At 68.8% G+C, this 25,511-nt stretch carries 28 protein-coding genes; 6 read left to right on the top strand and 22 right to left on the bottom strand.

The annotated features are described in order from the left end of the window. Positions 1 to 16 precede the first annotated feature (16 nt). The 5 genes from ACWF4Z_RS00140 to ACWF4Z_RS00120 are packed head-to-tail and all read right to left on the bottom strand — an operon-like array spanning position 17 to position 4,999. Positions 17 to 793, bottom strand: coding sequence for a class I SAM-dependent methyltransferase (locus ACWF4Z_RS00140; RefSeq protein WP_452240678.1), 777 nt, complete (start codon positions 791 to 793; stop codon positions 17 to 19). A 9-nt stretch (positions 794 to 802) separates the two neighbouring features. Next, positions 803 to 1,642 carry a hypothetical protein gene (locus ACWF4Z_RS00135; RefSeq protein ID WP_452240677.1) on the bottom strand — a complete coding sequence of 280 codons (840 nt, stop codon included), beginning with the start codon at positions 1,640 to 1,642 and terminating at the stop codon, positions 803 to 805. Between the two features lie 24 nt (positions 1,643 to 1,666). Further along, complete coding sequence (locus ACWF4Z_RS00130; RefSeq protein WP_452240676.1) at positions 1,667 to 2,521, bottom strand: DinB family protein; 855 nt, start codon at positions 2,519 to 2,521, stop codon at positions 1,667 to 1,669. Positions 2,522 to 2,552: 31 nt separating this feature from the next. Further along, on the bottom strand, positions 2,553 to 4,145 hold the full coding sequence (locus tag ACWF4Z_RS00125) for a DNA polymerase Y family protein (protein WP_452240675.1): 1,593 nt from the start codon (positions 4,143 to 4,145) through the stop codon (positions 2,553 to 2,555). After that, on the bottom strand, positions 4,145 to 4,999 hold the full coding sequence (locus ACWF4Z_RS00120) for a hypothetical protein (protein WP_452240674.1): 855 nt from the start codon (positions 4,997 to 4,999) through the stop codon (positions 4,145 to 4,147). Before ACWF4Z_RS00120 ends, ACWF4Z_RS00125 begins: the two co-directional genes overlap by 1 nt. 76 nt (positions 5,000 to 5,075) lie before the next feature. Between ACWF4Z_RS00120 and ACWF4Z_RS00115 the strand changes: the two genes are divergently transcribed. The 3 genes from ACWF4Z_RS00115 to ACWF4Z_RS00105 are packed head-to-tail and all read left to right on the top strand — an operon-like array spanning position 5,076 to position 6,839. Then, a complete protein-coding gene (locus ACWF4Z_RS00115) occupies positions 5,076 to 5,624 on the top strand; it encodes a hypothetical protein (RefSeq protein ID WP_452240673.1) in 549 nt (182 codons plus the stop codon). Positions 5,625 to 5,634: 10 nt separating this feature from the next. Beyond that, entirely contained in the window at positions 5,635 to 6,096 is a 462-nt protein-coding gene (locus ACWF4Z_RS00110) for a PPOX class F420-dependent oxidoreductase (protein WP_452240672.1), read from the top strand. Then, positions 6,024 to 6,839: a PIG-L deacetylase family protein gene (locus ACWF4Z_RS00105; RefSeq protein ID WP_452240671.1), complete on the top strand. Its 816-nt coding sequence runs from the start codon at positions 6,024 to 6,026 to the stop codon at positions 6,837 to 6,839. The genes ACWF4Z_RS00110 and ACWF4Z_RS00105 overlap by 73 nt, the downstream gene beginning before the upstream one ends. Here ACWF4Z_RS00105 and ACWF4Z_RS00100 read toward each other — a convergent pair. The 12 genes from ACWF4Z_RS00100 to ACWF4Z_RS00045 form a co-directional block, all read right to left on the bottom strand. Then, complete coding sequence (locus ACWF4Z_RS00100) at positions 6,802 to 7,494, bottom strand: GntR family transcriptional regulator (RefSeq protein ID WP_452240670.1); 693 nt, start codon at positions 7,492 to 7,494, stop codon at positions 6,802 to 6,804. The genes ACWF4Z_RS00105 and ACWF4Z_RS00100 overlap by 38 nt on opposite strands. Positions 7,495 to 7,645: 151 nt before the next feature. After that, positions 7,646 to 8,584, bottom strand: coding sequence for an alcohol dehydrogenase catalytic domain-containing protein (locus ACWF4Z_RS00095; RefSeq protein ID WP_452240669.1), 939 nt, complete (start codon positions 8,582 to 8,584; stop codon positions 7,646 to 7,648). Positions 8,585 to 8,647: 63 nt separating this feature from the next. Continuing rightward, positions 8,648 to 9,547 (bottom strand): amidohydrolase family protein, encoded by a 900-nt coding sequence (locus ACWF4Z_RS00090; RefSeq protein ID WP_452240668.1) that lies wholly within the window; start codon positions 9,545 to 9,547, stop codon positions 8,648 to 8,650. Between the two features lies 1 nt (position 9,548). After that, positions 9,549 to 9,938 carry a cupin domain-containing protein gene (locus ACWF4Z_RS00085; RefSeq protein ID WP_452240667.1) on the bottom strand — a complete coding sequence of 130 codons (390 nt, stop codon included), beginning with the start codon at positions 9,936 to 9,938 and terminating at the stop codon, positions 9,549 to 9,551. Continuing rightward, positions 9,935 to 11,506 (bottom strand): FAD-dependent monooxygenase, encoded by a 1,572-nt coding sequence (locus ACWF4Z_RS00080; protein ID WP_452240666.1) that lies wholly within the window; start codon positions 11,504 to 11,506, stop codon positions 9,935 to 9,937. The genes ACWF4Z_RS00085 and ACWF4Z_RS00080 overlap by 4 nt, the downstream gene beginning before the upstream one ends. Beyond that, a complete protein-coding gene (locus ACWF4Z_RS00075; RefSeq protein WP_452240665.1) occupies positions 11,503 to 12,237 on the bottom strand; it encodes an SDR family NAD(P)-dependent oxidoreductase in 735 nt (244 codons plus the stop codon). Before ACWF4Z_RS00075 ends, ACWF4Z_RS00080 begins: the two co-directional genes overlap by 4 nt. Further along, positions 12,234 to 12,962 carry a GntR family transcriptional regulator gene (locus tag ACWF4Z_RS00070; RefSeq protein ID WP_452240664.1) on the bottom strand — a complete coding sequence of 243 codons (729 nt, stop codon included), beginning with the start codon at positions 12,960 to 12,962 and terminating at the stop codon, positions 12,234 to 12,236. Before ACWF4Z_RS00070 ends, ACWF4Z_RS00075 begins: the two co-directional genes overlap by 4 nt. A gap of 132 nt (positions 12,963 to 13,094) precedes the next feature. Then, complete coding sequence (locus ACWF4Z_RS00065) at positions 13,095 to 13,490, bottom strand: RidA family protein (protein ID WP_452240663.1); 396 nt, start codon at positions 13,488 to 13,490, stop codon at positions 13,095 to 13,097. Beyond that, positions 13,490 to 14,578 (bottom strand): Ldh family oxidoreductase, encoded by a 1,089-nt coding sequence (locus ACWF4Z_RS00060; protein WP_452240662.1) that lies wholly within the window; start codon positions 14,576 to 14,578, stop codon positions 13,490 to 13,492. The genes ACWF4Z_RS00065 and ACWF4Z_RS00060 overlap by 1 nt, the downstream gene beginning before the upstream one ends. Next, a complete protein-coding gene (locus ACWF4Z_RS00055; protein ID WP_452240661.1) occupies positions 14,575 to 15,354 on the bottom strand; it encodes an ABC transporter permease in 780 nt (259 codons plus the stop codon). The genes ACWF4Z_RS00060 and ACWF4Z_RS00055 overlap by 4 nt, the downstream gene beginning before the upstream one ends. Then, on the bottom strand, positions 15,351 to 16,160 hold the full coding sequence (locus tag ACWF4Z_RS00050) for an ABC transporter ATP-binding protein (RefSeq protein WP_452240660.1): 810 nt from the start codon (positions 16,158 to 16,160) through the stop codon (positions 15,351 to 15,353). The genes ACWF4Z_RS00055 and ACWF4Z_RS00050 overlap by 4 nt, the downstream gene beginning before the upstream one ends. 12 nt (positions 16,161 to 16,172) lie before the next feature. Further along, positions 16,173 to 17,198, bottom strand: coding sequence for an ABC transporter substrate-binding protein (locus ACWF4Z_RS00045; RefSeq protein ID WP_452240659.1), 1,026 nt, complete (start codon positions 17,196 to 17,198; stop codon positions 16,173 to 16,175). Between the two features lie 369 nt (positions 17,199 to 17,567). Between ACWF4Z_RS00045 and ACWF4Z_RS00040 the strand changes: the two genes are divergently transcribed. Next, on the top strand, positions 17,568 to 18,920 hold the full coding sequence (locus ACWF4Z_RS00040; protein ID WP_452240658.1) for a sensor histidine kinase: 1,353 nt from the start codon (positions 17,568 to 17,570) through the stop codon (positions 18,918 to 18,920). Position 18,921: 1 nt separating this feature from the next. After that, positions 18,922 to 19,578: a response regulator gene (locus tag ACWF4Z_RS00035; RefSeq protein WP_452240657.1), complete on the top strand. Its 657-nt coding sequence runs from the start codon at positions 18,922 to 18,924 to the stop codon at positions 19,576 to 19,578. Here the strand turns inward: ACWF4Z_RS00035 and ACWF4Z_RS00030 are convergent. Next, positions 19,575 to 20,117, bottom strand: a complete 543-nt coding sequence (locus ACWF4Z_RS00030; RefSeq protein WP_452240656.1) for a MarR family winged helix-turn-helix transcriptional regulator — start codon at positions 20,115 to 20,117, stop codon at positions 19,575 to 19,577. The genes ACWF4Z_RS00035 and ACWF4Z_RS00030 overlap by 4 nt on opposite strands. A 115-nt stretch (positions 20,118 to 20,232) precedes the next feature. Here ACWF4Z_RS00030 and ACWF4Z_RS00025 point away from each other — a divergent pair, with 115 nt between their 5' ends. Then, entirely contained in the window at positions 20,233 to 20,901 is a 669-nt protein-coding gene (locus ACWF4Z_RS00025; RefSeq protein ID WP_452240655.1) for an FMN-dependent NADH-azoreductase, read from the top strand. 42 nt (positions 20,902 to 20,943) lie between these two features. Here ACWF4Z_RS00025 and ACWF4Z_RS00020 read toward each other — a convergent pair whose 3' ends face one another. From ACWF4Z_RS00020 to ACWF4Z_RS00005, 4 genes are all read right to left on the bottom strand, one after another. Beyond that, the gene (locus ACWF4Z_RS00020; RefSeq protein ID WP_452240654.1) at positions 20,944 to 21,789 is read right to left on the bottom strand and encodes a putative RNA methyltransferase; all 846 of its coding nucleotides are present in this window, start codon (positions 21,787 to 21,789) and stop codon (positions 20,944 to 20,946) included. Between the two features lie 21 nt (positions 21,790 to 21,810). Then, the gene (locus ACWF4Z_RS00015) at positions 21,811 to 22,674 is read right to left on the bottom strand and encodes an ABC transporter permease (protein WP_452240653.1); all 864 of its coding nucleotides are present in this window, start codon (positions 22,672 to 22,674) and stop codon (positions 21,811 to 21,813) included. Further along, positions 22,661 to 23,524 (bottom strand): ATP-binding cassette domain-containing protein, encoded by an 864-nt coding sequence (locus ACWF4Z_RS00010; protein ID WP_452240652.1) that lies wholly within the window; start codon positions 23,522 to 23,524, stop codon positions 22,661 to 22,663. The genes ACWF4Z_RS00015 and ACWF4Z_RS00010 overlap by 14 nt, the downstream gene beginning before the upstream one ends. 128 nt (positions 23,525 to 23,652) lie before the next feature. Further along, a complete protein-coding gene (locus ACWF4Z_RS00005; RefSeq protein WP_452240651.1) occupies positions 23,653 to 24,777 on the bottom strand; it encodes a LolA family protein in 1,125 nt (374 codons plus the stop codon). Between the last annotated feature and the right edge of the window lie 734 nt (positions 24,778 to 25,511).

Raw genomic sequence — 25,511 nt, 5'->3', positions numbered from 1 at the left:
TCGCGAGGCCAAGGTTTCAGCGAGGGTGCACGATGAGCGGCCGACCCCAACTGAGCTGGGCGACGATCGTCAACTCGAGCAGCCCGTCCTGTGCGTACGGCGCCACCGCCTGCTCGATGGCCGTGTCCATGGTTCGTGCTTCCTCGGCGGACATCAGGTCCCGGGCCAGACTCGACGTCGAGTGGAACTGCTCGATGTAGTCGGCGACCCGCTGGTGATACGTGATCGGCGCGGTCCGCGCCGTACCGGAGAGGTCCAGGAGTCCGCGCTCTCGGATCGCGTCGACGACGTTGAACGTCGGGTCGTGGTCCGGCTTGCGCGAGTGGCGCTGGAACACCGGCACGATGTCGTCCAGCCATGGCACGTCGACCGGCCCGTGCTCGATCAGCACGAGCTGCGCTGTGGGCGTCAGGTGCGGAACGATCCGGGCGAAGGTCTCCTCCCACGGCATCCAGTGAATGCTCGCGCCGGCTGTGACCAGCGCATACGGCCCGTCGAGGTCGGCGGTCTCGATGGCGCTCACCTGCCAGTGGATGTTCGGGTTGTCTCCGCCGGCTCGTTGCCTGCCCGCGTCGACCATCGCCTGCGAGAAGTCGATCGCATCGACCCGCTCCACCCGCGCCGCCAACGGCCGGGCGATCGCTCCCTCCCCAGCGCCGATGTCCAGCACCCGCCGAGGCCCGCCGCCGATCAGCCCGTCGAGCCGGTCGAAAACCTCATCCGGATACGGCGGCCGATGCTGGTAAGCCTCCGCCACCGCGTCATACCGAAACGTCCGAGCCAACTCAGTCATACACCCACGCTAATCCGCCCTCGGTCCCGATCCGGCGGTTTCTGCCGACAGCAGCGCCCTGAGCTCACCGGTCGCCCGCTCGACCGACCACCGAGCCAACTCCGGCCAATTGTGATCACGACGCAGAGCTTGAATCAGCCGAGTTCCGACGAAGTACCCAATCCGGTCAGGAAGCTCACCTCCGCAGTTCATTGCGAGATGCCTGTTGACCACCCCGTCGTCCTCAGAGTCGAAGTCCGCGAGAATCGCCGCCCGCGCCTCCTGCTCCCGCCTCTCACAGTCCGCCAGCCAGTCGTCGTACCCAGGCCCGAACCAGAGGTGCTCAGCCAACCCGTACTCTCCGAACAGCTCGACGGTCAGTGCAGTTGCAAACCCCTCGCTGTAGATCCCCTGCCCAAGTGTCCCGTCATCGGGCCACGGCTCCTCCGGCAACGGCTGCTGCAACGCATGCGCAATCTCGTGCGCGGCAAGGATCCGCGCCGCCCGCTCGTCCGGGATCATCTCCAGGGCGAGGTACAGCGTGTCGTCGGCGACCCACCCGTTCGACGTATTCACGCCAACCATCGAAACCGCCTGGATGTCGACCTCCTCAGCCTCCAGCACCGGCACAACCAGCCGGGCGGCCTCCTCGATCCACCGCATCCCGCGCCGCGCATTGGCCCGGATCCGCTCCTCCACCTCCGGGTACTGCGCCAGTACCTTCTCCAGCCGGTCAGGTGTTAGCGTCCGCCCGGTGCGGGTCAGGTCGTTCAGTACCTGCGGGTGCCGGCCGACGTACTTCTCCCAGTCTCGGTCGCCGTCCCAAAACGCCAAGAACTCCGGCCCCAGATCGCGCACCACAACGCTCATGAGCTGCCCCTCGTCGTGCTCCCCTTAGCGGGATTCGAGGATAGTTAGGTCACGGGTCGCGAAGCGGTGGTGTTCTATTTCTTCGTCGAGGAGTACGGCGAGGCAGTCGGCGACGCGGCGTTGTTCCTCGGGGTAGCCGGGGGCCGGGGATCGGGAGCAGAGGCGGCCCAGGTCGGCGTTGGTCAGGGAGTCGAAGACGGCTTGGGCAATGGCGGCTCGGTCGGCGCGGGCGGCCAGGGCTTCGGCGTACGTCGGGTGCGCGTCCAGCGTCATGCCCAGGGTCGCGGCGTCGGCCGGGTCGTAGGCGGTTTGTGGCAGGCCCAAGGGGTGGAACGGCTTCGGGTCGTCGAGGACGGTGCGGCTCACCCAGGAGTCGGTGATGAAGACGAGGTGGCGCAGGGTCTCGACGAAGGACCATTCATCGTTCACCCGCTCCTGCAGGGCCGCCTCGGGGAGGCGCTCGGCGCGCTCGGTCAGTGCGGCCCAGAGTCCCTGCATCGTGGTCCACATCGCGTTGAAGTCGTCGGCGTCCCCCATCTCGCGTAGCTGGACGCGCTCGGGGTGCCGGCGGTTGAGCTCGGACTCGACGTACTCGGTCACGTCGACGCCGTTGATCACGAGGTTGCTGACATAGCCCGACACGTCGACGTCCACGAGACACCCGTCGGTGATCCTCACCCCGGACAGATCACAGTCGACGAACCGCGCACCGCGCAGATCTCCGACCAGGAACGTCGCCGCCCGGAACCGAGCGTTCTGACCGTCGTCGTGATACCCCGCCGACCACCGATGCGGCCCGTACTGCGCAGGCCCCAGGCTGTCTGGTGCGCCGGTTTCCACGTCGGTGTCCACGCTGCCCTCCACGCTCTGTTGGTCCATCGCGCCAGTGTCGACCATGCCACCGACAGTTTCAGTCGTAGGTCGCCTGGGCGTGCCATGAGGCCTGGTCGAGGGTGAAGAGCCAGGCTCGGGTGTCGGCGGTGTGGAACTGGAAGCGGGCCTGGCGGGATTCGGTGGCGGGGTCCCACCAGCGTTCGTCGGTGAGCCAGGGGCCGGCCCAGGCGGTGATGGGGTGAAATTTGTTGCTATCAGCAACTTGTGGAGCGGGGGCCAGGCGGAACGTGGCGGGGGCGCCGGAGAGCTCGCCGCGGGCGCTGACCGTGACCAGGGTGCCTTCCTCGGAGAACACCTGGGCCGGCAGGGGCTTGGGGAAGATCGTGGTCGGCGCGAGCGTCGGCCAGCGACCGGGGTCAGGGGAACTGATCGCACCGGGCCACGGCTGGTCCGGTGGCCGGGCCGGCACCGGGCGGTCGCCCCACGGGATCAGCGTCTGCCGCTGCGCGAACCCACGCCCGCCGCCGATCACCACCGTCGCGACGGCACCGTGGCCGAGCATGCTCTGGACCCGCGACAGCGCCCGGTGGATCCGCTCGTCCGGCCCACCACCCCACAGCCCGTCGGCATGCGCACCGACCGGATCCGCCTGGTCCGGAACGAGCCGGAGCCGTACGACGGGTGACGTCAGCTCACTCGTCGCCGTCCCGCTCCCCTGCAGTTGCCAGCGGACCCGGTCCACCACATCGGCCGCGGTGAACCAGCGCGGGTGCAACCACTCCCGCTCGTGGATCCGCCCGGACTCGGTGCCGACCTCGACCCGCAGCGTCGTACAGACCAGGCCGAGCTCGGTCAGCCGGACGACCAGCTCGTCGGCGACCGACCGGACCGCGAACGCGACCTGGTCGACCCGGTCAACGGCCGGCTCGAAGTCGAGGGTGCGGGTGAGCTCCGGTGGGATCTCCCGGCCGACGACCGGGCGATCGTCGTACCCACGAGCCAGGCGGTGTGCGAAGGCACCGGACGGACCGAAGCGGGACAGCACCTCGGTGGTGGACAGCCGCGCGAACGCGCCCAGCGACCGCAACCCGAGCCGGCGGAGCAGATCCGCGAGGGCGGGCTGCTCGAGGACGTCGACGGTGAGTGGCGCCAGGAACTCCGGTGACTCCCCCGGCGGCACCACGTGGATCCGTGTCTCGGGTGAGCTCGCCCGGGCGGCCTGCTCGGCGGCGAACGGACCGTCGGCGATCCCGATCCGGCCACCGAGCACGTCGAACGTCTCGAGCCGGTCGAGCAGCTTCTCCGCGGCCGTGGACTCACTGCCGTAGAACCGGGCCGGGCCGCGGGCCTTCAACGCGCACATCCCCGGCCGGATCACCTGGATGCCGGGGATGAGCGCCTCCAGGCACGCGATCACCGGATCGAACGCACGGGCGTCGATCACCGGGTCGTACTTCAGTACGACGAGCTCCGGGCACCGCGACTGTGCGTCCCGGGCCCGCTGCCCGCGACGCACCCCCTCGGCCCGCGCGGCAGCAGAGGTGGCGAGCACCTTGCCCTTCTCCAGAACGGCGATCGGCTCGGCCGGAGAACGGCCCGTGGCCACCGCGGCCGCCGTCACCGGCCAATCCGGCACCCAGATCACCATCGTGCGGGTGAGATCGCTCATCAGCCCACCGCCTGCTCACGCCACTGCAGCGACCCCGACCCAGACTCGGTCTCCGCGGTGCGGACAGCTCCATCGGGAGCCGGCAACCAGACCTGGTGCCGCCGTGGATGCACGGCAACCCTGCGGCCGGACACCATGACCGTCGCCTGCCGGGCGGTGAGCAGCCCCTCACCGTCACCCAGGCCGGTCCAGGTGTTGCTCTCCACCTCCAGCCGCGCCTCACTCCCCGGCCAGGAACCGGACGCGATCAGCATCGCTCCCCGCGTCCGAAGCCGTGCGGCGAGCCGGGACGCCTCCCCCGGCGTCACCTCACCGGGCGGACGGACGACCACCACGGTCAGCGCGTCGACCAGCGCGGCGACGACATTGAGCCAGTCGTGCCCGGGGTCGGGCACGAGCACGAGACGCTCCAGGTCGACGCCGAGACCGCGCGCCGCCTCCGCGCCGAACGACGGCAACCCCACCACCCCACACCACGCACCCTCCGCGGACGGTCCGGCCATCAACGCCATCACCAGCGCTGCGCTCCCGCGCACCGAATACACCGAGCCGCCGCGCAGGCTGGCCCCCGACAGCAACTCGGAGACCGCAGGCAGCGTGGGCAACGCCCGATCCACCTCAGCCGTATCGAGCGCCTGCTGCACCCGTGCCTCAGTGATCCGGGTCTCGAAGCCGGTCACCGAGGCAAGGCGCGGCGCGGAAGGTGCGGGTTGCTCGGATGGCCCGGCCTCCGGATCGTGCCGAGCCTCTTCCACTTCCTCCGGCTGGTCGAAACAATCAGGATCGAACCCGCTCACCGCCGCCAGCCGGGCCATGCCAGGCTGGGCAGTACTGGTGAACGAAGTCCCCGTCATGAACCCATGTTCGAACACCTGTTCGAACATGTCAATCCGGTCGTCCACAGCCCGCCCAAACCTCTAGAGTCCAGGCATGCGACGGGTCGATCACCCGCGGTTCATCACCGCGCTCCAGCAGGTCGAGGAGAGCATCGACGCCGCCTGGCGAGCCTTCTGCACGGAATCCCAGATCGAACCCCAGATCGAATCCGGTACGCCGGAAGCCCGTGAGCTGGCCGAGATCGTCCTGCAGGACACCTCGGAGTTCGACTGGCGGGTCGTGGACGGTGCCCTCGGCGAGCTGACCTGCCCAGATTGCGGTTCCCCCCTCGGCGCCGGACCGGTCGGGTGTGCGAGCTGCGACAAGGCGAACGGGTTCCGGTTCGCAGCCCGGGAGGTCGACCGTCCCGGCGTACCGCCTGGCAACGAGCACGCGATCCGCGTCTCCTCCGCGGTCGCCCGGACCAGGCACCGGTACTCACCCCGCGCCCGGGCCGGTTACGAGCTCCTCCTGCCCGATCTGCTCGCCGGTGCGCTCCCCACGACTCCGCAGGCCCAGCACCTCAAGCACCTGATCAACCAGCTCACCGACAACGAGCTGGAACGGCTGATCACCCCGGCAGACCTCGTGCGCACGCCATAGGGTGGGGAACATGCCTAGGACTATTGCCACCAACACCAAGGTCGACCTCGAGGGGCTGCTGGAGTTCGTTCGCCCACGTCATCACATGCTGTTGATCGCTACCCGGGCGGACGGTACGCCGCAGGCGTCGCCTGTGTCGGGTGGTGTCGACACCGAGGGGCGCATCGTCATCTCGTCGTACCCGGAGCGGGCCAAGAGCACCAACGTGAAGCGCACCGGCCGGGCCAGCGTTCTGGTGCTCTCGGACGAGTGGAACGGCGCATGGGTCCAGGTGGACGGCAGCGGCGAGGTCATCGAGCTGCCTGACGCGGTGGAACCCTTGGTGGACTACTACCGCGCGATTTCCGGCGAGCACCCGGACTGGAACGAGTACCGCGAGGCCATGCGCACCCAGGGCAAGTGCCTGATCCGCATCACCCCCGAACGCTGGGGCCCACTCGCCACCGGCGGCTTCCCCGCCCGCCTCGCCTAGTAGTGCGTACGGCGCTCGTTGTCCACGCGCATCCGGATGACGAGGTGTTCGCGACTGGGGCTGCGACGCTGATCCTGAGTGAGGCGGGCTGGCGGGTCGTACTGCGCGTTGCCACCCAAGGGATGTGGGATGCGGCGGAGAAGCTCCCGGCCTCCTGCGCTCTGCTGGGGATCCACGAGTGCGAATGGCTGAGCGATGCGGCCCGCTGGATCGACGACGGTGGATCCAGCGGGCCAAACACACTGGCGAGCGCCGAGCCCGACGAGCTCACAGCCACAATCGAGCGGGCCATCGACACTGTCCAACCGGACCTGATCCTCACCGTCGGAAGCGACGGACTCACTGGGCACCCGGACCACATCGCGATCTCGCAGGCCGTTCAGCGGGCACGGAAACCCTGCCGCGCCCTGGGCGCACGCCTGCGCGCCGAAGACGTCCAAGCCGGTGCACAGCTGGTGCGCGAACTCCTCCCGGACGAGCAGGTCGGATCCGGCAAGGTAGTCGGCGCACCAGCCGGCACACCCCTCGAAGAGATGGCTGGTGCATCGGAAGAACGCCGACGCCGAGCTCTCGACCAGTACTACGACGGCCTCGGCTCCCAGTCGCTCCCCGAGCTCATCACGTCGTACAACAGCCGTGGTGACGGGCTCCTGCTCAGGGCGGTCTTCGACGCGTCCGGGTGGCGGCAGGACCGGTTCGAGGTGTTTACGGCTTCGCCGAGCGACGCTCCATCGTCTCGGTGATGCGCTGCATCGCGCCTTCGAGGTGGTCGCGCAGGGCGGTGTCGGCACCCAGCTCGTCGTGGGCGACGCAGGCGTCGAGGATCGCCTGGTGCTCGCGGCGCGTCTGCTCGATCCGGGCCTTGGTCTGGCGCGATCCGAACCGGTAGCGCTCACTGTTCTGCCAGACCGGCTCGATCGCGCGCGGCAGCCACCGCGAGCCGCCGGCCCGGTAGATCGCGAAGTGGAACTCGGTGTGCGCCTGCCGGGACGCGATGTTGTCGCCGAGCTTCGACAACCGGACGTGCTCGGCCAGTGCGGCCCGGGCCAGGGTCGCGTCCGCGTCGGTGAACCGGGTCGCGGCCGCACGGACCGCGAGGGACTCCAGCGCCAGCCGGGTCGCATGGGTGTCGCGGAGGTCCTCCATCGACAGCTCGCGGACCCAGGCGCCCTTGTGCGGAACGATCTCGACCAACCCGAGCGCAGCCATCCGCCGCAGTCCTTCGCGGATCGGCATCTGGCTCATGTCCAGCCGCTTGGCGAGCTCTTCCAGCCGCAGCGCCGTACCGCTGGGGAGTTCACCGGACAGGATGAGCTCGTGCAGCTCGGCCGCGGCCTCCTCGGCGAGAGTACGGCGGCCGGTCGGCCCTCCCGGCGTGAGCTCGAGTCGTCGGGTCATCGGTTGCGGGCTGCCTCTCTCCTCCACTGAATTCAAGTCTGGGAGGTAACCGTACGGCAGGCCGGGGCATCTCAGGGCGTCCGCGGAAATATTGCTCAGCGGGAGCCCTGACCCGGGTCAGTGGCCTAGACCGGGTAGCCCACGCGCAGGCTCAGCTCAACGAGGTCAGGTCCAGCAGAACCCGCCCAGCCGGCGCATCCAGCACCTCATCGAGGCGGTCCGCGGGGACCAGCTCGTACTCCGGCCGCCACGGCGCCGGTGCGATGTCGGCCAGCGCCTCACCGACCGCACCAGGGTCGAAAACGGTCCGCTGCAGGTTCACCGGCAGCACTCGGAGGTCCCGGCCGATCAGCTGATGCAGGTCGATCGTGGTGAACTCACCGGCCTGATAACCCAGTACGGCGATCCGCCCGCCCGGAAAGATGTGTCCGAGCACCCCACTGGTCACCGGGCCGCCCATGGTGTCGATCGCCGCATCACACCAGGGCAGCTCGCGACCAACCTGACCCAGCTCGTCCACGCGGACGATCTGGTCGACCAGTGCGGCCGCTGACTCGACGGACTCGCCGATGCGCGCTACCCCGATGATCTTTGCGGCACCAACCGACCGTGCCACCGCTGCACACATCCGGCCGACCAGACTGGTGATCCCGGTGACCACAACCGTCTCACCCGCGCCCAGGGCTGCGATCCGTCGTACGGCGGTGTGGGCCGTCAGCGCAGGCGTCAGCAACGCAACAGCATCGGCCGCATCCAGTGCAGCCGGCAGACGATGTACGGCGGCATCCGGTACGACGGCGTACCGGCCCCACAGACCCGACCTGGTGACACCGACACCGGCGCCCCGAACCACTACGTGCGTCCCGCCCAGCAGCGAATTCGAGGTAATGACCACGCCGGCGCCCTCGACACCGGGTGTGAACGGCACAGTGGGCTGCTTGCCCGCCAGCACCGACCTGTCCTGCTGGGTCACGGCAGCGACCCGCATCTCCACCAGCGTCTCGCCCGGTCCGGCGACGAGTTCGCTCTCCTCGGCCTTCAGCTGCTCCCCCGGCCCATGACTCAACAACACGGTCCCCCGCTTATTCATGGCACATCCCTGTTCCCCACATTTGATATCTGATCACAACTTGCCTCGGCGAAAAGCCGGATCTCACGACGCGACAACCCCCTTCGCCAGCGGCTGGGTCAGCTCGCCGGCAGTCGTCGAGCGCGCCGGGGACACCGAGTCACTGCCCATCGGGAACGGCCAGTCGCTACCGGCCAGCACCCGCTCGGCTCCGAAGGTCTTCGTCAGGAGTTCCAGTACGGCGTCGTCGTGGACCAGATCGTCGACGTAGAAGCGCCGCAGGGCCGCACCGACCGGTAGAGACAGCGGCTCGATACCTGGCCGGTCCTGATCGACTCCGCGCTGCCACCGTCCGGCCAACGCCGCCGTCACCCCACCCCCATGACACAGGCAGAACCGGATCCCCGGAAACCGCCCCGGCACATCCGCGAAAACCAGAGACGCCGCTGCCACCCCGGTCTCGTACGGATTCCCCAACAGATTCGATAGATAGAACGAATCAAGCCGCTTGTCGTCACTGCTACCGGGGTGAATCAGCGTGAACGCCTCCACCTCGTGCAATGCCTGCCAGACCGGCTCCAGCCCGGCATAGCTCGGCGTACCGAGCGCGAACCCGCTGAAAACGCCCTCCTGTGCCAGTGCGGTAGCCACTGCCGGTGCGGTCGGGTCGAGCAGCGGTAGGTGGCCGAGGACGCGCAGCTGCGGTGTGGCGAGCTCGCGGAGTCCCTGGTTCACCAACTCGGCCCACTCGACGCCGGCGTCGTACCGGAACAGCGCAGGCGGCACGGACACCACAGCACCATCGAGCCCCTGATCCGCGACCCACCGCAGCAGTGCGGCCGGGTCAGCCAGGCGCTGAAGTGGCAGTCGCTGTCCATCGATCACCAGGCGGCCGTCATCGATCGACAGACCGAACTCAGCCCGGTGCGCCGCCGACAGCACGGTCGGCGGTATCAGGTGGGTGTGGATGTCCCAGCCGGCCATATCAGCGGGCGTCCTCGTCGTTGTCGTAGAACTCCGGCCGCTGCGGATAGTGCGGGCCGTCGTACACCTCGAGCAGGACAGACGTCTCCTCGGCACGCGTCGGACCGTGCACTCTGCCCTTGGGGTTCCAGTAGAAGCTGCCCGGCGTCAGAGTCGTCCCGGTCGGCAGGTACACGTACCGCCCGGCGAGGCAGAACATGAACTGGTTCGACGCGTGCTTGTGCTCGGTCGGAATCCCGGTCCCTTGCTCGAACCGCACCAGAGCGATCGATGCCTCGGTCTCAGGATCACGCCACAGCATCTTGTGGGACAGCCCGGCCAGGGACTTCTCGACCCACTCCAGATCCTCGGTCTGCACGAGAACTTCCTGCAGGTGCTGGTCAAAACTCACGAAACCTCCCGGGGGACAGGGCGGCCAGTGATCCGCACGTAAAGCTCTTCGGCCACACCGGCGCTCAGCGGAGCCACCGCCGCGATGTGCCCGTCCGGCCGGATCAGTACGACGCTCTCGGGCGGTACGCCGTACCTGTTCGTGGCAACGCTGCCCGGATCGAACAGAGCGCGGTCACGCAGACCGGAGTCGTGCGGCGCGTCCCACCGGGACACCGCGTAGTGCTTCAGTGCCGGCGAATCGTTCACCGGGATCTCCGGGCGACGCCGTACGTCGGTGAAGTAGAGCGCGACGAACGAGTGCTTGCACAGGTCGTGGATCGTCACCCGCCCGGTCGGACCCTGCAGCGCCAGGTCCGGCGCCCGGTCACCCGCACGCACGGCAGGTGGTGCGGCACTGGTCGCCACCATCGACCAGTCGCCCACACCCTCCACGTCGAGCCGGACACTCAGCAGCGTCCGGTTGTACGCCGTTGCCCACGCGCCGGTGTCTTCCGTGACGGCACCGCGCTGCTGCGCCATGTACTTGCGGGCAGCCTCGGCCATCTCACCCGAGCCCTCGATCGCCACCGGCCGTTGCTCCTGCTCGTACCCGTCCAGCAGCTCCGGGTCCGCCCAGCCGCGCAGCACCCAGGCGAGACGCCACGGCAGATTGGAAGCATCCAGTGCACCCGTGTTGAGACCCAGCGCCCACATCGGCGTGATCAGGTGGGCCGCGTCGCCCATCAGGAACACCTTGCGATCCAGCGTCCACTGGTCGGCGACCCGGTGATGGACGTTGTAAACGACCGAGCCGAGCAGCTCGATCCGGTCCACCTCGCCGATGAACTGCTTCACCTTCACCAGCAGATCCTCGTCACCCGGCGGCTCGGCACCCGGGCTCAGCGGGAACAGGAAACGCCAGTTGTCCGGCTGGCGGATCAGAACCATCCACTCGGACCGGTCCGCGAAGTACGCGAGGTACGGGTAGTCGCGCGCGTTGTTGACGTCCAGATCGACCAGGACGTCGATCAGCATGTACCGCTCGGGCAGGGTCTCCCCCACCACCTTCACACCGATCGCATCCCGGATCTTGCTGCGTCCGCCGTCGCATGCGAGCAGATGCGAGGCCTCGAGATCGCGCGGCCCGTCCGGCGTCTCCACATGCAGTACGACGCGGTCGTCCAGTACGTCGAACGACAGCAGCCGATGCCGGGTCAGCACCTCCTGATCGAGCGCCGCGGCGAGGATCGGCTCCATCTTCTGCTGCGGCAGGTTGATCACGAACGGGAACTGCGTGTCGTTGACCAGCTCGGCCAGCTGCACCGACGCCCGCGGCGTGTTGGTGGCCCGGTCGATGTCACCGATCTCGTCGATCCGCAGTGCGGCGGACAGGATCCCGTCGACCGCGCCGTACCGGTTCCAGATCTCCAGCGTCCGGCTGAGCGTCGTACCCGCCTTGGTGTCCGACGACAGGACGGCGTCCTCCTCGAGCAGCACGAACGGTACGCCGTAGTGCGCCAGGCCGAGGGCCGTCGTGAGGCCGATGGGTCCGGCACCCACGACGGCGACAGGCAGCTGATCAGTCACTCCACACTCCAGGAGCTCGAGAGCTTGGCAAACGCACGTTCCCGGGTCAGCACCGACCCGGTCATCGCGGCCGCGTCGGACAGCAGGAACAGCAACGGGCCGACCACGTCCTCGGGGTCGCCGATACCTATGGTGTCGTGCCAGTGCTCCCGGTCCGCACCGGCGTTCGCTCCGCGGAACTGCTCGGTGTCGATCACGCCCGGCGCGATCACGTTCACCCGCACCCGGTGCTCGGCCACCTCCGCCGCCAGCGTCTTGGCGAAGGCAACCAGCGCCGACTTGCTCGACGCGTACGCCGCGGCACCCGGATAGCCGGTCCCGGCCATCCCCGACGTGAACACGACGACCGAACCCGACCGCCGCGACACCATATGCGGTACGACGGCCTGACACACCCAGACCACGCCGTCCAGGTTCACCTGCAGTACACGGGTCCACTCAGACGCGTCCAGCTCCAGCACCGACGACCGAGGCTGAATCGCCGCTCCGGCAACTAGCCCGTCGATCCGCCCGTAGTGCTCGAGCACTCCGGCCACCGCAGCCTGCACAGCCGACCGGTCCGCCACATCCACCTCGACATACGCGACCGCGCCGTCAGTCGGTGGTTTAACGTCAAAGACAACTGCTGTGCCGCCGACGGCGTTCACAGCAGCAGCCAGCGCCGCGCCGATGCCCTGCGCACCACCCGTGATCACCACGACCTCACCCGCGGCGTCGAAGCGCGCCTTCACGAGGTCTCCTGCTGCTTCGACGTCTCGTGCTGGTTTCCCTCGACCCGTCTCGTCATGGTGTCGCTGATCCGCTGGAACGCACCCGAAAGGTGAGCCCGCAACGCAAGCTCGGCGCCGTCCGGATCGCGTTCGGCGCACGCGTCCAGGATCGCCTGGTGCTCCTGCCGGTTCCGCTCGATCAGGAACGCGGTCTGCCGGCTACCGAACCGGTACCGCTCGCTGTTCTGCCAGACCGGCTCGATTGCCCGCGGCAACCACTGTGACCCGCTCGCCCGATAGATGGCGAAGTGGAAGTCCGCATGCGCCTGCCGAGCACCCGCGGAGTCGTGCGCACGAGAGAGCTGAAGGTGATCACCCAACGCGGCCGCAGCCTTCTCGGTATCCGTAGCGCTGAACCGCACAGCCGCAGCACGTACGGCGAGAGACTCCAGCGCCAGCCGGGTCTCGTGCGTGTCGCGCAGATCCTCGACCGACAGGTCACGCACCCACGCGCCACGATGCGGGATGATCTCGACCAGCCCGAGCGCCTCCAGCCGGCGGAGCCCTTCCCGCACGGGCATCTGGCTCATCTCCAGCCGACTGGCGAGCTCGACCAGGCGTAACGGCGTACCGCTGGGAATCTCGCCGGACAGGATCAATTGATGCAGCTCGGCCGCCGCATGCTCCGCGAGCGTGCGACGACTCCCCTTGCCACCACCCGGCAACAACTCGATCGGACCACTCATGGGTGTCTCACCTTGTTGCGCAGCTCAACCTCTCCCTCGAGCACGCCGGGCCGTTCTGCCCCGGCGTGCTCCACCATCACGTACCGCATCTCAGGTCCACTCGACGCCACGCACGAGAATCACCCCCACGCCTCATGAAACGACCGCGATCGCGTTGATCTCGATCAGGTAGTCCGGGTGCGCGAGCTTGCTGACCTCGACCATGGTCGAGGCCGGCAGGGGCTCGGTGAAGTACTGCGCCCGGATCTCGTGGATCTTGGCGAAGTCCTCCATGTTGCGCACGTACACATCGACCCGGCACACATCCGCGAGCGTGCCCCCGGCGGCCTGGACCGCCGCGGCCACGTTCTCGCACACTTGCCGGGTCTGCTGCCGGACGTCGCCGACCCCGGCGATGCTGCCGTCCGGACGCCGTGCGGTCATCCCGGAGACGAACACCATCCGCCCGGTCGCCTCGATGATCGTGGCCTGCGAGAACACGCCGTTCGGGGTGTGCAACGCAGGCGTCGAAACCTGTGTCTTCGGCATCAGTTCAGTAACCCTCCCGCCGGAACGACGGCGCCGACCGCGCGCGCGGTCGCCAGCAGCCCGTCCAGCCCCGACCTCTCGATCAGTACGCCGTGCCGCCGCTGCTGTGCTGCCCGTTCCGCCTCGATCTCCCCCGGCAGATGCAGCCGGTTCACTCCCGGCGCGGTCGCGCTGCCCCGGATCCGCGCGGCCAGCCCCGAGGAGCGCCGCCGGAAACTCTCGACCCCACCCATCAACTCCGGGTCGATGGCCAGGAACAGATGTGCGCAGTCGTTCGGCCGGTCCGGCTCTCGATACAGCGGCCGGACCTGGTCACCCCAACCGCCACCACTCAGGACGCCGGTCAGTACGTCGATCATCAGCGCCAGCCCGAACCCCTTGTGACCGGCCGCCGGCAGCAGCATCCCGAGCACGGCCTCCTCCGGGTCCGTGGTCGGCGTCCCCGACTGGTCGGTCGCCCAGGTGTCCGGGATCGGCCGCCCCGCCGACGAGGCCAACCGAATCTTGCCCAGGGCAACGGCCGACAAGGCCATGTCCAGCACGATTTCCACCCCGGCCGACGTGGGCACGGCGATCGCCAGCGGATTGTTGCCGACGACCCGCTCGGCGCCACCGGGCGCCGGCATCAGCGGCGTCGTGTTCGACATCGCGATACCGATACACCCCGCCTCGCCGGCCTGCATCGCCCACCGGCTCGCCGCGCCGAAGTGATGCGCGTTGCGCACCGACACCAGACCGATCCCGTACCGGCCGGCCCGCTCGATCGCGTGTCCCATCGCCTGCGGGCTGGACAGTTGCCCCATCCCACCGCGGGCGTCCACGACCATCGCCGCGCCGGCGTCGGACAGGATGTCGAGCTCGCGTTCGCGGGTGACACCGCCGGCGTTCAGGCGCTCGACGTACATCGGAACGAGCATGACGCCGTGCGAACTGACGCCGCGCAGGTCGGCCTCGACCAGGGCCCCGGCGATCGTGGCCGCGTCGGCGGAGTCGAAGCCGAGCGCGGTGAAGACCGCGGAGACCGTCGCTTCCAGCCAGTCCGGCCGGACCAGGACGCGGCGATCCGCGTCGGAGGCTTGTGCCGTCACTGAGTCTCCCGCGCCCATGGGAGCAGGAGGTGCTCCAGCAGGACCAGCCCGTAGAACAAGATGATGCTCATGATGCTGAGCAGCGTGATCGCGGCGAAGGCCAGCGTGGTGTCGGCGGTCGCGCCGGACTGCTGGATGACGTACCCGAGACCGTTGGTGGCGCCGACGAACTCGGCGATCACCGAACCGACCACGGCCAGCGAGATCGCGACCTTCAGCCCGGTGAAGATCTGCGGCATCGCGTAGCGCAGCCGCAACTTGAAGAACTCCTGCGACCGCCCCGCGTTCAGCGACCGGAGCAGCTCGACCAGCTCGGCCGGGGTCGACTTCATCCCCTGCGCGGTCGAGATCACCACCGGGAAGAAGCACATCAGCAGCACCATCACGACCTTGGGCCACTGACCGAAGCCCATCCAGATCACCAGCAACGGCGCGACCGCGATCTTCGGGATCGCGTTGACCATCAGCAGCAACGGGTAGACCAGCCGCTCGAGGATCGTCGACGACACGATCACCAAGGCGATCGGTACGCCGACGACGATCGCGAGCAGGAAGCCCTCGAGCGTCTCCAGCAACGACGTCCCGGTGTGTCCGAGCAGGTACCCCGGCTGCTCGAAGAACTTGTGGAACACGTCGGGCGGACTCGGCACCAGGTACGACTCGACCGAAAACGCGGCCGTGGCCAGCCACCACACCCCGATCGCGCCGATCAGCCCAACAACAGGGAGCAGTACGGCGGCAGCCGGCGAACTCGTCAACCAGGTACGTCGACTCATCGCGGCCACACTTCGTCGAGCAACCGCCGTTCGGCCGGCTCGGCCTTCTCCGCCAGCAGCCCGTGCAGCAACCCGCTGATGCGAGCGACCTCGGTCAGGTGGGTGTTGTGGCCGAGGCTGCGCGGCCGCGGGATGTCGATGTCGACGATCTGCCGCATCCGCCCAGGCCGGGGAGTCAACACCACCACGCGGTCGGCCAGCACGATGGCCTCCTCGATCGAGTGCGTGACGAACACGATCGTGGTGGACAGCTCCATCTTGATCCGCTGCAGCTCCTCGGACAGCTCGGTCCGGGTCAGCGCGTCGAGCGCGGAGAACGGCTCGTCCATCAGCAGCACCTGCGGGTCGCGGATCAGCGACCGGCACAACGACACCCGCTGCTGCATCCCACCGGACAGCTCGTGCGGGAGGCGTCGTTCGAAGCCCTTCAGGCCCACGAGCTCGAGCAGCTGATGGGCCTGATCCCGGTACGCCGCCTTGCCGCGGCGACCGCCGCCACCCGCGATCTCCACGGGCAGCAGCACGTTCGACAGGACCGACCGCCACGGCAGCAGGGCCGGGCGCTGGAACATGAACGACACGTCCGGGCGAGGCCCGGTGACGGGGTCGCCCGCCACCTTGACCGTCCCGGAGGTCGGTGGGAGGAGTCCCGCGATCAGCCGGAGCAGGGTGGACTTGCCACACCCGGACCGGCCGATCAGCGTGACGAACTCACCGGCTTGGACGTGCAGGTCGATCTTCTCGAGGGCCGTGACCCGGCCCTCGCGTCCGTCGAAGACCTGTCCCACACCGTCCAGCCGGATCATTGTGCGCTCGGCCTAACCCTTCGGGGCGAGGTCGAGCGTGACCACGTCGGCGGCCTTGACCGAACCCTTCGGCTTGATCTGGTCGGCGTCTTCCAGCAGCGCGATGATCTTGTTGACGCGGTCGAGGTTGACCGCGCCGAGCGGACCGTCGTAACCATCGGGCTTGATGTACTTCTTCATGATGGTGAGCTCTTCGGTGGCGACCGCGAGATCCGTCTCCGGCACATACTTCTTCAGGGTCGCGGCAGCCGCTGCCGGGTCGTCGTACGCGTCCTGCAGGCCCTTGAGCAGCGCACCGGTGAACTTCTTCACCTGGTCCGGGTGATCCTTGGCCAGGTCGGTCCGGGTGATGATCGCGTTGCCGTACAGATCCGGCAGTTTGTCGCCGTAGGCGAACGTGATCGCCTTGCGGTGCTTCGGGTCGGCCTTCTCGATCAGCGGCTCACCGACGGTGAACTGGCCGATGCCGTCGACCTTCCGGCTGGCCAGCAGGGCCGGCAGCCCGGCCGGCGGCGACGGGATGAACTTGACCGACTTCGGGTCGATGTCGATCGCCTTGGCGTAGACCGGGAACATGACCGTGTTGGTCGAGCCCGGCTGGTCACCGATCGACTTGCCGACCAGGTCGGTCGGCTTGTTGATGCCGTACCCGTCCAGCGTCATGATCGCGGCCATCGAGCGCTGGTGGATCATGCCCACCGCGGTCACCGGCAGCTTCTGCTTGCCGAGCGTGATCACTTCCGCGGTGAAGTCGCCGATGCCGTAGTCGGCCTGCCCCCCGGCGACCAGCTTCATCACGTCGACCGTGCCGGAGCCCCGGTTGATCTTGACGTCGAAGCCGGCGTCCTTGAAATACCCCTTGTCCAGGGCCACATACGCGTACGCCTCGCGACCGAACGCGTTGAAAGAGGTCAGGTAGCTGACCTTCTGCAGGCCGGAGTCCGCAGCCTTGTCTTTGTCGTCGTTGCCACCGCACGCACTGACCAGGGCGAGCCCCAGGACCGTCACCATGGCGATGACGGAACGCCTCAACCTCATCTCGACCTCTCTCGTCCGATATTTGATCAAACATCAAATATGGAAAGGTGGTCAATCGGCCGACGTGGACTTCACGGTGACTTTACGTCCACCGCGCCAGATCCTCGCTGAGCCCGCTGGCCACCTGTCCTGGAGCCGTTCCCCTACCTGCCCGTCGCCGGGAAGGCATCCCGCCCCGACCACAGACCGTACCTGCCTTGACAGCAGATCGCGACGTCGATCGGCTCCGAACTCGTCCGTACCCCGTCAAATTTGCGTAAACCCGGAACTCGGGGTGACCCAGCCCACGCTCAGGGGTCCGGCGCAAGGGTTTCCCCGCTCCCTCCGGGGAGGGAGGTGACCCGCGGCGGGATTTGACACCATGAGGGGGTGACGGACGGAGTTGCGCGGGAGCCGGTGCCCGAGGCGGGCAGCCGGCGCACATCGGCGTCGCCGTCGACGGTACGGCGCTGGGCGTCGTACGCCGGATACGCGGTCACCAGCCTGGTCCGGCCGTCGACGTACCTGCGCTGGGTCTATCTGCTCCTCGGTGCGGCGCTGGTGCTGGCGTTCATCCTGGTGGACAGCACGCTCGGCTCGGTCGCGCAGGATCTGCAGTTGCCGAATGTTGCCACCGGCATCATCCTCACGGTTCTGGTGGTCGTGCCGCCGATCGTGCTCGGGATGCTGCCCGCGGTTCGTGAGGTGGAGGGCATCACGGTCGAGTCCCTGCTCGCGGTGCGGTTCGAGGAGCGCCCGCTCGGGCCGGCCCGGACCTGGGCACAGCGGCGCCGGACGATGAGCTGGTTCTGCCTCCACCTGATCGCGGGTGGCGTCGTCGGCATCCTCAGCGCGACCGTGGTCGGAGTCAGTGTCATGTGGTTGCTGGCGCCGTTCCGCTCCCCTGGGCGGCGCGACATCGTTCCGGGGCTGACGTACGACATCAGTGGCACGTCGCGCGACCTGTGGTATCCGGCCGCGGCCCTGGCCGGGATCGCGGCGATGTTCATGCTGTCGGCCGTCGTCGGCGCGTTGCTCGCCTATCTGGCCCCGCGCATGCTCGGACCGACCGCGGCGGAGCGCATCGAGCTGCTCGAACGCCGGACCGCGACCCTTGCCGAGCGCAACCGTCTGGCCCGGGAGCTGCACGACAGCGTCGGGCATGCCCTCAGCCTCGTCACGATCCAGGCCGCCGCCGCCCGCCGGGTGCTCGCGACCGATCTGGAGTTCGCCGAGACTGCGCTGGCCGCGATCGAAACGTCGGCGCGGTCCGCGCTGGCCGATCTCGACCACGTGCTCGGGCTGCTCCGCGACGATCGCCGGTCCGGCTCCCGGACCACTCCGCAGGCGACGCTCGGCGAGCTCGACCGGCTGGTCGATGCCACCCGGGCCGGCGGGATCACCGTGGAGATCGAGCGATCCGGACGGCTGGACCTGCTGCCGGCGGCCGTCTCCCGCGAGGCCTACCGGATCATCCAGGAGGGTCTGACCAACGCGATCCGGCACGCCGGTCGCCCCGCCGACAAGCTCACCATCGACCTGTCGATCCGCCTCGACACGTCCGGTCTGCGACTGGCCGTGACCAACCCGGTGAACGGCTCGGCGGACACCTCCGGCGGTGGGCGCGGACTGTCCGGCATCCGTGAAAGGGTCGCCGTACTGCAAGGCAGCGTGGACGCCGGCCCGGACGAGGAGAGTTGGCGGCTCGCGGTCACCCTGCCGGTCGGCGTGACGAAGGGATGACATGAACCTGTCCGTGGTCGTGGTCGACGACGAGCCGCTGATCCGCAGCGGGTTGCGCGCCATCATCAACGCCGAGCCCGACCTCACGGTCGTCGGCGAGGCCGGTGACGGAGCCGAGGTGCTGCCGGTGGTCCGCCGTACCGGCGCCGACGTCGTCCTGATGGATGTCCGGATGCCCGCGGTGGACGGGATCCAGGCGACCCGGCTCCTGTTGGAGAACCTGGATCCGGCGCCGCGGGTGCTGGTCGTCACGACCTTCGAGAACGACGACTACGTGTACGACGCTCTCCGCGCGGGAGCCTCTGGGTTCCTGCTGAAGCGGACGCCGCCGGACGACATCATCGCGGCGATCCGCACGGTTGCCGGGAGCGAGTCACTGCTGTTCCCCGAGGCGATCCGGGCGCTCGCGCTGGCGCATGTCGGCGCGCAAGGACACCGCCCGAACGGCCTGGACGAGTACCAGCTGACCGAGCGGGAGCAGGAGGTCCTGCGGCTGATGGCGCGCGGCCTGTCCAACCTGGAGATCGCCGGTGAGCTGATCCTCGGGCTGCAGACCGTGAAGACGCACGTGGCCAACGTACTGTCGAAGCTGAACGCACGGGACCGCACCCAGGCCGTGATCCGCGCCTACGAGTCAGGCTTCGTGCCACTGCATTAAGTGCTAGCGAGGTCGACTGTCTCGTCGGCCAGGGCGCAGGCGTTGTGCAGGGGGTCGACCGTGTTCGCCATCATCGCGACGCGCTGCAACAGCATCCGGAAGCTCGAACGGTCGGCCTCGTCCAGGATCCCGAGCACCTCGTCCTCGGCGGTGGACAGGCGACGCTCGAGGTCGCACAGCGTCTCGACGCCCAGGTCGGTCGGAACGATCAGGCGCGCTCGTCGATCGGCCGGGTCGGGACGACGCTGCACCAGACCGGCCTTCTCCAGGTCGTCCAGCAGATACGTCATCACTGTCCGGTCCACGCCGAGCTGCGCGGCCAGCTCGAGCTGGCGCTTCGGGCCTTCGCTGTTCGTGGTCGCCAGCAGCTGATAGCCGCGTGGGCCGCCCGGCAGGTCCTCCAGCGCCGCGGCGGACACCTTCGCGTATCTGCGGAACACCACGCCCAGCGCCCAGCCGAGGTCGGACTCCACCGGCGCGCCGGTGGGTTCGACCCCGCGGACGGCACGGTTCGCGACCTCGGGCGTAGAGCTACTCACGCCTCCATCGTACGTGGTGTGCGCCACTCGGAATACGATCTGACTTGAAGATGTTCTGCCATACAGACTATCTTCGACACAACCTAACAAACGCCCCCGAGGGAGACCCCCAGATATGAGCACCCTGTTACGCGTCGACGCGAGCATCCGCCTCGACGGATCCGTCAGCCGCGCCCTGGCCGACAGCGCGGAGGCCGCCTGGAAGGCGGAGCACCCGGACGGCGTCGTGGTCCGGCGCGACCTCGGGCTGCACCCGCTGCCCGCGACCGCGTGGCCCACGCTGGCCTCGGCCCAGGTCGGACAGCCGGACCTCACCGGCGCCGACCGGATGCCGCTCGCAGAGGCCCAGGCGCTGGCCGCCGAGCTCGCGACCGAGGTGAAGACCGCCGACGCGATCCTGCTGGCGATCCCGCTGTACAACTACGGCATCGCGCAGCACGTGAAGACCTGGATCGACCTGCTACTGGTCGACCGGGAGCTGGTTCGCGGCCCGGGTCCGACAGCCGGCCGCCCGGCGATCTTCACGCTGGCCCGCGGTGGAGGCTACGCCCCCGGTACGCCGAAGCACGGCTGGGACCACGGCACGCCGTACCTGGAGCGCATCTTCGGCGACGTCCTCGGCATGAACATCCGGACCGCCGCGGCTGAGCTCACCTTGGCCCCGGTCACCCCGGGGATGGAGGAGCTGATCGACGCGGCCAAGGTCTCCGAGTCGGAGGCCCACACGACCGCTGAGCAGCACGGCAGCGTGGTCGCGCGCGAACTGGTCGCCAACGCGGCCTAGCAACCTGGTGGACGGCGTCACTCGCCAACCGGCAGCTCCTGGTCAGCTGGCGGTTGGTGAGTGGTGTCGCCAACTCGACACCGTGACTGACAGCGTCACGATCTCTGGCTCCGGGAGTACGGCGATCTGGGCCATGAGCTCGCGGTGGTTCACGTGCCGTGCGCTCGGAGTCATCAGCACCAGCTGCTCAACCGCTGACCGGTCCAGCCGCATCGAGCCCTCGACCAGCTCGGAGCCCGTCCGGACGAACTCACCGGCCAAGGACTCCTGCAGTCGGCGTTCTTTCTCCTCATCCACGCTGACGAGCCCTAGGACGCCGACCAGCTCGGTCAGGTGCTGCTGGTTCGGTGTGACCACGAGGAGTGTGGCGTCCGGCGCGAGTACGCGAGCCATCTCGGCAGCATTGCGGGGGGCGAACACGTTCAGCATCAGCTGGGCCGAGTTGTCCAGCAACGGAAGCTCTTGCCACGCGTCGCACACCACCGACCCGATCCGCGGATCCACCTTGGCCGCGCGGCGGGCGGCGTACCGGGAGACGTCGAGGGCCAGGCCGCGGCGGCTCGGTGCGTCACCGAGGACGCCGGACAGGTAGTACGCCGTACCGGCTCCGACCTCGACCACGACGTCGTCGGGTTGGAGGTCGGCGGCCAGGATCAGAGCATCCCGGATCGGCGCGTAGTGCCCGCCGCCGAGGAAGACCGTGCGGGCGCCGACCATCGCGGCCGAGTCGCCCTCTATGCCGGTGGATGCCGAGGGCAACAGATTGAGGTACCCCTGCTTGGCCAGGTCGAACGCGTGGCCTTGTGGGCAGCGAGCCGTCCGATCGGTCAACGCGAGTGCGCTGCCACAGACCGGACAGCGCAGTACGGCGACCAGGTCAGCTTCCACCGACCCAGTCTCTCAGGCCGCCTACGTGATGTCGCGACTGGTGATGCGAGCCCAGGCGGCGGTGTAGAAGACGGCGAGATAGCCGGCCTGCAGCAACAGGTTGCGGACGATGTCGTGCCAGTACGGCGGATCGCGCAGCAGGTCGGCGAACGACTGCCAGCGGTACATCAGCAACCACGGGTGGATCGCGTGCAGCTGCGGGACCGCGAACAGGATGCCGATCACGATGAACGTGCCGAAGGTGGCGGCCATCGCGGCCAGCGGCGTCGACGTCAGCGACGACACGAACAGTCCGATCCCGGCGAGGCCGAGCAGGGAGCCCGAGATCACCACGGCAATCCCCAGCGCGCGCAGCAGCCCTTCACCGAGCGAAACCGTCGACCCCGAGAGCAGGAGCACGTCGCCGACCGGGAACAGGATGAATCCGACGATCAGACCGGAGATCCAGATCGTCATGGTCGCGGCCAGGCAGAACACGGCCAGCGCGACCATCTTGGCCGCGAGCAACCGGGAACGCCCCGCCGGAGCGGTCAGCAGGTTGCGCAGGGTGCCGAGGCTGGACTCGCCGGCCAGCGACTCCCCCGAGATCACGGTCACGGCGGTCGGCAGGAAGAACGGCAGCGAGAGCCCGAGGCTCGCGACGATCAGGAACAACCCGTTGCCGGCGATCTGGTCGATGAATCCACCGCCACCGTTGTCGTTGCCGGCGACCTTGACCGCGATCCCGATCAGCAGCGGGACGGCCGCGAGGACGCCGAGGCCGACCTGGGTCCGGGCGCGGCCGAACACGAGCCGCAACTCCGACCGGAACAGCGCGAGCGTGTGCCGGCCGGCGCTGGGCCGGCTGATCGACACCGCCTCGGCGACCTGGCTACTCGGCGACATCGAAGCCCTCCCCGGTCAGTGCGACGAACGCTTCCTCGAGGCTCGGTCGCTCCAGGCCGAAGCCGTGGATGCGGACGTCGGCGGCCACCAGCGCGGCGGCGAACTTCTCGATCGGAAGCTCGCCGGGGTCACCCTCGACGGTCTCGCCAGTCGTCTTGAGGTCGGTCACGCCCAGGCCTTGGAGGGTCTCGGCGGCCGGGCCGAGGTCCGGCGTACGCACGATCAGGCGCGGGCGGAGCTCGGCGCGGAGCTCGCCGAGGGTGGACTGGCGAACCACCCGGCCACGGCTCATCACCGCGGCATGGGTGCAGACCTGCTCGACCTCGGCCAGCAGGTGGGTGGACGTGAAGACCGTGGTGCCGTCGTTCGCGAGCTCACGGATCAGGTTCCGGACTTCGCGGGTGCCTTGCGGGTCGAGGCCGTTGGTCGGCTCGTCCAGGACCAGGAGCTCGCGGCGCTGCATCAGCGCGACCGCGATGGCCAGCCGCTGGCGCATGCCGAGCGAGTACGCGCGGACCTTCTTGCCGGCCGCGTTGGACAGGCCGACCCGCTCGAGCGCCTCGCCCGCCCGGGCCTTGCGGGTCTTCGGATCGGCGGTCCGGTCGGCGGCGTCGAAGCGGAGCAGGTTCGCCTGGCCGGACCAGAACGGGTAGAACGCCGGACCCTCGACCAGCGCGCCGACGCGCGGAAGCACGTGCAGGTGGGCCTTCGGCATCGGCTCACCGAGCAGCTCGACCGAGCCGGACGTCGGCGCGATCAGGCCGAGCAGCATCCGGATCGTCGTCGTCTTACCCGAGCCGTTCGGCCCGAGGAACCCGTAGACGCTGCCGGCCGGGACCTCGAGATCCACCGCGTTCACCGCGATCTGGCCACCACGAAACCGCTTGGTGAGGCCGCGGGTGATGATCGGTGAGTGCCCAGAAGAAGGGCCAGATGAGTGCCCAGCCCCTGTGGGGGCTGGGGTCGTCGTGCTCACGGTTAGCGGGGAGCCTTCGCGGCGGCGGACTGCAGGGTCGCCGGTGAGACCAGGCCGACGAAGACGCGGCCGTCGTCGGTGATCAACGCGCTGACCATCTTGGTGGTCAGGACCTTGCCCTTGCCCCAGGAACCCTGGACCGTCGGCGCGTTCGCCAGGAGCTGGTCGAGCGGACCGTTGCCGGTCGTCGTCAGCTTCGCGCCACGAATCATCGCCACGCTCTCCCAGCCTTCGCCGATGATCGTCGGCTTGTCGCCCTGCGCCGCACCCGGCTTCGTCCCGGGCTTGGTCACACCAGGCTTGCCGGACGGCGGCGTGATCTGCTTCGGGAGCTCACGGCCGGTCGGGGCCTTCTCGTCGGTCACCTTCACACCCTTCGGCGGGGTGAACGCGAAGGTGCTCGCGGCCGGTACGTCGAACGACACGGCGGAGAACCCGAGCTGGACGGCCGGGTCGTTGCCCGTCCGCGGCATCACCGTCACCTGGAGCGGGACGTAGGTCTTGGAGTCGATCGCGAGCGTCACCGAACCGACGGTGGTCTTGTCGGTCTTCGGCACCAGCCGCAGCTTGTACGCGTCCCGGCCGGCCACCTTCTCCGTGCCGCTGACCTCGACCGTGGTGGTCGGGTCGATCGCGTCGAGGAACTGCTTGGCCACCGACTGCGGGTTGTAGCCCTGCGGCGCCGCTTGCTCCGGTTTGGCCGGGTGCGCCGGCACCGTGAGCTTGACGGCCTCACGCTTGGAGGAGTCGTAGGCCCAGGCGGACTTGCCGTCGGTCGTCCAGACCCGCTCGGCCTGGTTGTCCAGGACCGAGATCCGCGCCTTGTCCGGCGTGGCGAACGCGACCCGGGCGGTGTGATCGCCGGTCAGCAGCTCGAGCGCCTGGTTCGCACCGTCGCCCCCGACACCGGGCAGCGTCGGCAGGCCGAGATTCGTCGCGGACTGGACCGTGCCGCTCAGGCCGTCGACCTTCGCGGTCTGCACCTTGGTGAGGAGATCCTGCGCGGTGATCCCGGGCAGCTTCGGTGAGGCATCCGCGACCACTGGCCCGAGCGTCCCCACACCTGCCACTACCGCTACTGCCGTGACCGGAACCAACCACCGTCGACTGCGCTGCGATACGCCCATGCGACAAGACTCGCACCCGCACGAAGCGGAACCAAGGGTCTCAGGGTCGGTTCACCCAAAAGAGTGAGTGCGGCCTACGACCGTGGTCGTACGCCGCACGCCGTACAGGGCCGTCATCGCGCTGCTGCGATTGGCGCGGAAGATGTAGTGGGGCTGCAAGAGCTGGACTGTAGTTAGGTCTGGCCTTGCGAAGGGACTGTGGTTCGCGGTCTCCGCTGCGTGATCGTGCTAGTCACGGCGGCGTGCGTCAAGGGCGCCTTCGGCGTCGCTGCGCGATCTCGACCCTTGACCCACACCACCGCGACCAGGCAAAGACGCAGCTACGCGGATCCCGCCGGGAGCTGTGAGCCTGAGATGTGGATCCGGTTGGTCGGTGTAGTCCCGGGCCGGTCTGGTTCGGTGTGATTCGGTGCAGAACCCGGTGGACCGGCCGGTCCGGGTCCGCCGGTGTGCACGTCCCAGCCGCGCGGGGGGGGGTGGGGGGTGTCCCGGGCTCGGGATGTCGCGACCCGGGCAGATTCATCCACCCGCCGGTCCAGCAGCCCGCGACCCGCGGACTCGGGAGGATCTCTTCCCGTCCCTTCAGAACACATCCCGTCCCGGGCAGAAGATCCTCCCAGCCCCCTTCCCCGCCAGGGCAATCCCGCCACCCGGACACCCCCGGCCACATCCCGAGACCCACCCCGCCACTGGCCCGCCAACTCACGGGTTATCCCATGAACTTGTCGGTTCTC

The sequence above is a fragment of the Kribbella sp. NPDC055071 genome, from assembly GCF_053608045.1.
This window is presented reverse-complemented; position numbering and strand designations above follow the sequence as displayed.

Coding starts and splice junctions, on each gene's coding strand:
- ACWF4Z_RS00110 (WP_452240672.1), top strand. CDS start 5,635: ATGCCTAGGACTATTGCCACCAACACCAAGGTCGACCTCGAGGGGCTG.
- ACWF4Z_RS00095 (WP_452240669.1), bottom strand. CDS start 8,584: ATGAATAAGCGGGGGACCGTGTTGTTGAGTCATGGGCCGGGGGAGCAG.
- ACWF4Z_RS00135 (WP_452240677.1), bottom strand. CDS start 1,642: ATGAGCGTTGTGGTGCGCGATCTGGGGCCGGAGTTCTTGGCGTTTTGG.
- ACWF4Z_RS00050 (WP_452240660.1), bottom strand. CDS start 16,160: ATGATCCGGCTGGACGGTGTGGGACAGGTCTTCGACGGACGCGAGGGC.
- ACWF4Z_RS00070 (WP_452240664.1), bottom strand. CDS start 12,962: ATGAGTGGTCCGATCGAGTTGTTGCCGGGTGGTGGCAAGGGGAGTCGT.
- ACWF4Z_RS00065 (WP_452240663.1), bottom strand. CDS start 13,490: ATGCCGAAGACACAGGTTTCGACGCCTGCGTTGCACACCCCGAACGGC.
- ACWF4Z_RS00120 (WP_452240674.1), bottom strand. CDS start 4,999: ATGACGGGGACTTCGTTCACCAGTACTGCCCAGCCTGGCATGGCCCGG.
- ACWF4Z_RS00005 (WP_452240651.1), bottom strand. CDS start 24,777: ATGGGCGTATCGCAGCGCAGTCGACGGTGGTTGGTTCCGGTCACGGCA.
- ACWF4Z_RS00035 (WP_452240657.1), top strand. CDS start 18,922: ATGAACCTGTCCGTGGTCGTGGTCGACGACGAGCCGCTGATCCGCAGC.
- ACWF4Z_RS00140 (WP_452240678.1), bottom strand. CDS start 793: ATGACTGAGTTGGCTCGGACGTTTCGGTATGACGCGGTGGCGGAGGCT.
- ACWF4Z_RS00130 (WP_452240676.1), bottom strand. CDS start 2,521: ATGGACCAACAGAGCGTGGAGGGCAGCGTGGACACCGACGTGGAAACC.
- ACWF4Z_RS00090 (WP_452240668.1), bottom strand. CDS start 9,547: ATGGCCGGCTGGGACATCCACACCCACCTGATACCGCCGACCGTGCTG.
- ACWF4Z_RS00100 (WP_452240670.1), bottom strand. CDS start 7,494: ATGACCCGACGACTCGAGCTCACGCCGGGAGGGCCGACCGGCCGCCGT.
- ACWF4Z_RS00025 (WP_452240655.1), top strand. CDS start 20,233: ATGAGCACCCTGTTACGCGTCGACGCGAGCATCCGCCTCGACGGATCC.
- ACWF4Z_RS00015 (WP_452240653.1), bottom strand. CDS start 22,674: ATGTCGCCGAGTAGCCAGGTCGCCGAGGCGGTGTCGATCAGCCGGCCC.
- ACWF4Z_RS00045 (WP_452240659.1), bottom strand. CDS start 17,198: ATGAGGTTGAGGCGTTCCGTCATCGCCATGGTGACGGTCCTGGGGCTC.
- ACWF4Z_RS00125 (WP_452240675.1), bottom strand. CDS start 4,145: ATGAGCGATCTCACCCGCACGATGGTGATCTGGGTGCCGGATTGGCCG.
- ACWF4Z_RS00055 (WP_452240661.1), bottom strand. CDS start 15,354: ATGAGTCGACGTACCTGGTTGACGAGTTCGCCGGCTGCCGCCGTACTG.
- ACWF4Z_RS00115 (WP_452240673.1), top strand. CDS start 5,076: ATGCGACGGGTCGATCACCCGCGGTTCATCACCGCGCTCCAGCAGGTC.